This is a genomic window from Clostridium sp. CM74B_53 (genome assembly GCF_036318045.1).
Classification (GTDB): Bacteria; Bacillota; Clostridia; order Lachnospirales; family Lachnospiraceae; genus Pilosibacter.
The window spans coordinates 1-4,636 of record NZ_JAWQDE010000034.1 but is presented as its reverse complement, the minus strand read 5'-3'; the positions used below and the strand labels follow the sequence as shown (position 1 = coordinate 4,636).

The window sequence follows — 4,636 nt, the reverse complement described above, 5'->3', positions numbered from 1 at the left end:
CAGAGGAACCCGAGGACGAAGATACCCCGCCGTGGGAGGAAGATACGGAGGAATGAGAATGAATTTTACAAGCAGCCCTTTTGAACGAATGATGAAGGAAGTACCGCACCCCGGCTGGGACAATGACGATCCTTGTAAGGGATGCCGTTACTACAAGGAGTGCAAAGGAAAGAAAAAACAGTGCCGGAAGAAGTTCCGGGCGCTGATCGTGGAGCCCCGCCCTTCGGGCCATCGTGGCCCGAAGTCATAAATGGACGCCCGGGAGCTGACCCGTGACGAGAAGAAGAAAATCCGCACTCTGGTCACGGGGATGTGCGCCAACTATGACCGGGAAAGCGGCCTGTGCCTTCCTCTTGACTGTGCCTGCTATATGCTGCACAAGTGCTGGACAGGGGCGTACTGCCGTTATTTCCGTGAGGCTGTCCTGCCTCTTAACCCGGAGCTTCAAGCGTCGCTGACAACGGAAGGCATCTCCCCGGAGCTGCGGGCCTGTGCGGTCTGCGGAAAGGCGTTTTTGCCCGAGGGGCGTCAAGCCTACTGTTCCGACGCCTGCAAGGCCGAAGGGAACCGCCGGAAAAGCCGGGAACGCATGAGGAAAATGCGGGAGAAAAGGCCGGGCGGCTGTTACGATTTGCCGCCTCCAAAGGCTTGACATTCCGGGCTTTTTTGAGGGTGTTTCCGGGGTGGGAATATCTTATTACATTCCTCCCCGGTCTGCCCTCTTATTTCGTAACATCCAGCACTTCGGGTCATGTTGGCCCGAGGCACAGAAAGGAGGGATCTCTTGGAGACAGTACAAGGATATGTGATTTTGAAAGCTGCCACCTTTGAAACTGGACACGGCTTTGCGCTTGGGCATAATCCGGGAGCGCCGAGCCCCTTTGTGACCTGGCAGTTTACCGAGGGGGAAAACGGCCATCGGGATTACTACTGGGGCCGCTATGGAAACAGCCAGGCATGGGCGCAGCGGGATTTTGACCGCCGGGTGGACGATTATCAGCAGCTTTACCATGCGGCGGTCAAGCATACCGAGCTGGGACCGGAAGGCGTTTACCGCTATTATTCCACCCAGCGGCCCGTGGACATAGGAACTTACCCGAAGCCGCCGGATAACCAGCCTCTTTCCATTGTCAACTACGACGATGACAGGCGGCGTCCTGTGGCAGACGGCAGGCTGATGGCATGGGGCGAACTGACCTACACAAAGCCGCTGACCGAAAAGCAAATGGAGGATTATGAACTGAAACCAGCACCGGGCAATCCTGACCGGGTGCGCTCATCCATTACCGCCCGGCTCAAAGAAGGAACCAGAGGGCAGGAACCCCCGAAGGAGCCCGGCCAGAAGCGGAGCCATAAAAACCATGAGGAACGATAAAGGAGGATCGCCATGCACGAAAAAGACAACTATCTGAAAACCGCCGAGCTCTCCACGGAGCAGAACTGCAACATGATTGACGGCGTACCCAACAACACGCCCATCCAACCCACGCCCCCGGAGCTGGACGCAAAACCGCTGGATAAGGTAAAGGAACCCAAAAAGCGCCGGAAAGGCCGGGAGCTGGAACGATGATGGAGAACCGCAAGCGGAATGTCCATCTGCACGTCATGGTAACGCCGGACGAGCTGGCAGCCATCCATGAACGGATGGCCGAGGCGGGCATTTCCAACGCCGGGGCCTATGTACGGAAAATGGCTCTGAACGGGTATATCCTGCACATCGACCTTGCGCCCGTAAAAGAATTGATCTCTCTGCAACGGCGCTGTTCCAACAATCTCAATCAGGTCGCCGTACACGCACACACCTATGGCGTGTACCCGGAGGAAATCGACGGATTGAAGCGGGACTATGAAAAGCTGTGGGGCGAGGTGTCAAAAGTGCTGCGGGAGCTTTCCGAGCTGGTGGCAAAGTAAGACGAGGGCGGCAGGCTTCCGTTGTGGGGCTTGCCGCCCTGCTCTTTTTTTACCACTTCGGGCCAGCATGACCCGAAGCCCGTCATAAAAAATTCAGATTTTCAAGATTGTAGAACCAGCTCTATAATGATATAATAATTCAAGAAGGGAGGCTGATACCATGCTGAAAATGGTTATTCGCATGAATGATGATAAAATCACAGCCGAAAATAAGTACCGGCTGGATGGCATTTACAACACAATCAATCATACATTCCAAACCGTGGGCCTTCCCCGTATGGAGGATGGTTCCGGCGCTTTGGTATTCCGTGACTGCGGCAGAGCGAGGGATTTTAGTCTGTTCGGCCGGATCGTCAATACCTTGAAGCGGCAGACATGGTTCATGGATAATGTTTCTGTGTGGCGTCTTTGTGACAGTGACGATTCTGACAGTCCAGATGATTTCAATGAAGAAGATCTGTTGACCCACTATCAGGAAAAAACAGCAATGAGGGCTTGAGTTTTGGAGAGAAAATATTTCAAAGCCTTAAATTTTGATCTGGACACCCATCAATTAAAAGAGCATTACCCCGGAGCCAATTACCGGCAGGCGTATGACGACTTGCGCCGGTTCTTCAAACGGCATCGTTTTTCTCACCGTCAAGGCTCCGGCTACATATCGGATGATAAGCTGGCAACTGCTGATATATACGACTTGATGGATGAATTAAGCAGACAGTTTCCGTGGATTGGAATATGCGTGAATAAAATTGATGTGACCAACGTGGGACGGCAGCACGATTTGACAGAGCTCTTGAAACCAGCAGAGGATATTGTTATCGACACTTCGCTGCTGACAGTTCCCGATTGCCCGCAGCAGGAAACAGAATAGCAGAAATTTGGCAGGACATGAATGTGTCCTGCTTTTTCTGTTTTCGGGCCATCATGGCCCGAAGGTTTGGGACAGGATTCACTAATCTTTCGCAACATTTATGTCCCCGGGCAGGCATGATAAAATAGAGGTAGGAAGGATAGATAAAGGAGGTTTTGGAGATGAAGATACTGCTGAAAATATTGGTTGCTCCCTTTGCTTTAGCGTTGTCCCTTCTGGCGGCTCTGCTGGTATTCCTGTTTGATATTTGTGCCGTCCTGCTGACGATTGCCTCTGTGATTCTGGTGGTGCTGGGTGTCGCTCTCTTTTTCACGCCGACGCCCATAGGCGGGATTGTATTTCTGTTTCTCGCTTTCCTTCTTTCGCCGTATGGACTGCAAGCGGCGGCGGGCTCCCTTCTTTGGGCGCTGGACGGAGGCAAATCCGCTCTGTACCGGTTTCTGGCAAGTTAAACAGCCTCGGGCCATGTTGGCCCGAAGTCGGGGCGGTCTGGATGGGCCGCCCTTTTCTCATGGAAAGGAGGGATGATTTCTGGCTACCACAACTTTGTTGCAGCGCCATGCGGGCGAAGGCGAAACGATTGCCGAGGCAATCCGGGATTGTCTGGACTATGGCAAGGACCCGGAGAAAACAGAAAGAGGAAAGTATATCTCCGCTTATGAATGTGATCCGGCCACCGTGGCGGACGAGTTCCTTTTGGCAAAAGCCAGCTATGCCGCTATGACGGGCCGGGAACAGAAAAAAGAAAATGATGTGCTGTGCTATCAGATACGACAATCCTTCTATCCGGGCGAGATCACCCCGAAGGAGGCGAACCGTATCGGCTATGAGCTGGCTATGCGCTGGACAAAGGGGCGGCACGCTTTTATCGTTACCACGCACACCGATAAGCAGCACATCCATTGTCACATTTATTACAACTCCACCACCCTTGACTGCACCCGGAAATTCCGAAACTTTTGGGGCTCCAGCTTCGCCCTCCGGCGGCTCTCTGACAGGCTGTGCCTTGAAAACGGGCTGTCCATTGTAGAGAACCCGAAGCCCCGGAGCAAGGGCAAGTATCGGAATTATGGAGAATGGCAGAAAGAACGAAAAGGGCCGCTTTCCTATCAGGACAGACTGCGCCTTGCCATTGATACTGCGCTGGCGGAACGCCCCGCTGATCTGGACGAATTTCTCAATCTGATGAAGCGGGCCGGATATGAGGTCAAGACGGTTCGGGGCGGCGGTATCAGTTTCCGGCTGACCGGGCAGGGACAGGAACGCTTTACCCGTCTGCGGGCTTCCACGCTGGGAGACGGCTACGACTTGCAAGATGTTCTGTCTGCCATTGAGGGCAAAGAAAAACGCCCCGGGCGCTCGGAACGGAAAATCAGTCTGGCGGTGGATATTCAAGCAAAGCTGGCTGCCGGTAAGGGGCCTGGATATGAACGCTGGGCGAAGGTATTTAACATTAAGCAGATGGCCGCCGCTCTTGCCTATATACAGGACAATAACCTGACCGATTATGAGCAGTTGGCGCAGAAAGCCACCGAGGCGGCAGACCGTTTCCATGCTATTTCCGAGCAGGTCAAGCAGACGGAACAGGCTATGAAAACCAATGCCGGGCTAAAGGCTGCAACGGTTCAGTATGCCAAAACCCGCCCAGTCTTTGAGCAGTATAAGGCGACGAAGTACAGCAGGAAATTCCTTGCGGAGCATGAGGCCGACCTTGAACTGTACCGGGTTGCACAAGCGGAAATGCGCTCTCTGCTGGGCGGGGCAAAGCTCCCCAAAATGGATGTGCTGAAGGAAGAAGGCCGTAAGCTCACAGCAAAGAAAAAACAGCTCTATGGAGAATACCAGAAGGCACGA

At 53.6% G+C, this 4,636-nt stretch carries 9 protein-coding genes; all 9 read left to right on the top strand.

Features of this window, described 5'->3' with window-relative positions:
• The first annotated feature begins 58 nt into the window (after window positions 1–58).
• Window positions 59–250: a hypothetical protein gene (locus V2546_RS15555; RefSeq protein WP_003500082.1), complete on the top strand. Its 192-nt coding sequence runs from the start codon at window positions 59–61 to the stop codon at window positions 248–250.
• The gene (locus V2546_RS15550) at window positions 251–652 is read left to right on the top strand and encodes a cysteine-rich VLP protein (RefSeq protein ID WP_050005650.1); all 402 of its coding nucleotides are present in this window, start codon (window positions 251–253) and stop codon (window positions 650–652) included.
• A gap of 132 nt (window positions 653–784) precedes the next feature.
• Complete coding sequence (locus V2546_RS15545; RefSeq protein WP_227589686.1) at window positions 785–1,375, top strand: defense against restriction DarA-related protein; 591 nt, start codon at window positions 785–787, stop codon at window positions 1,373–1,375.
• 12 nt (window positions 1,376–1,387) lie between these two features.
• Window positions 1,388–1,570 carry a DUF4316 domain-containing protein gene (locus V2546_RS15540; protein ID WP_107001173.1) on the top strand — a complete coding sequence of 61 codons (183 nt, stop codon included), beginning with the start codon at window positions 1,388–1,390 and terminating at the stop codon, window positions 1,568–1,570.
• On the top strand, window positions 1,570–1,911 hold the full coding sequence (locus V2546_RS15535; protein WP_015553878.1) for a plasmid mobilization protein: 342 nt from the start codon (window positions 1,570–1,572) through the stop codon (window positions 1,909–1,911). Before V2546_RS15540 ends, V2546_RS15535 begins: the two co-directional genes overlap by 1 nt.
• A 160-nt stretch (window positions 1,912–2,071) precedes the next feature.
• On the top strand, window positions 2,072–2,410 hold the full coding sequence (locus tag V2546_RS15530; RefSeq protein ID WP_016306492.1) for a hypothetical protein: 339 nt from the start codon (window positions 2,072–2,074) through the stop codon (window positions 2,408–2,410).
• Window positions 2,411–2,413: 3 nt separating this feature from the next.
• Entirely contained in the window at window positions 2,414–2,782 is a 369-nt protein-coding gene (gene vapD, locus V2546_RS15525; protein ID WP_016306491.1) for a VapD family protein, read from the top strand.
• A gap of 161 nt (window positions 2,783–2,943) precedes the next feature.
• The gene (locus tag V2546_RS15520) at window positions 2,944–3,234 is read left to right on the top strand and encodes a CD1845 family protein (RefSeq protein WP_023042378.1); all 291 of its coding nucleotides are present in this window, start codon (window positions 2,944–2,946) and stop codon (window positions 3,232–3,234) included.
• 94 nt (window positions 3,235–3,328) lie between these two features.
• A partial coding sequence (locus tag V2546_RS15515; protein WP_486463605.1) for a relaxase/mobilization nuclease domain-containing protein occupies window positions 3,329–4,636 on the top strand: 1,308 nt, incomplete at its 3' end.

Coding starts and splice junctions, on each gene's coding strand:
- V2546_RS15555 (WP_003500082.1), top strand. CDS start 59: ATGAATTTTACAAGCAGCCCTTTTGAACGAATGATGAAGGAAGTACCG.
- V2546_RS15550 (WP_050005650.1), top strand. CDS start 251: ATGGACGCCCGGGAGCTGACCCGTGACGAGAAGAAGAAAATCCGCACT.
- V2546_RS15540 (WP_107001173.1), top strand. CDS start 1,388: ATGCACGAAAAAGACAACTATCTGAAAACCGCCGAGCTCTCCACGGAG.
- V2546_RS15535 (WP_015553878.1), top strand. CDS start 1,570: ATGGAGAACCGCAAGCGGAATGTCCATCTGCACGTCATGGTAACGCCG.
- V2546_RS15530 (WP_016306492.1), top strand. CDS start 2,072: ATGCTGAAAATGGTTATTCGCATGAATGATGATAAAATCACAGCCGAA.
- V2546_RS15520 (WP_023042378.1), top strand. CDS start 2,944: ATGAAGATACTGCTGAAAATATTGGTTGCTCCCTTTGCTTTAGCGTTG.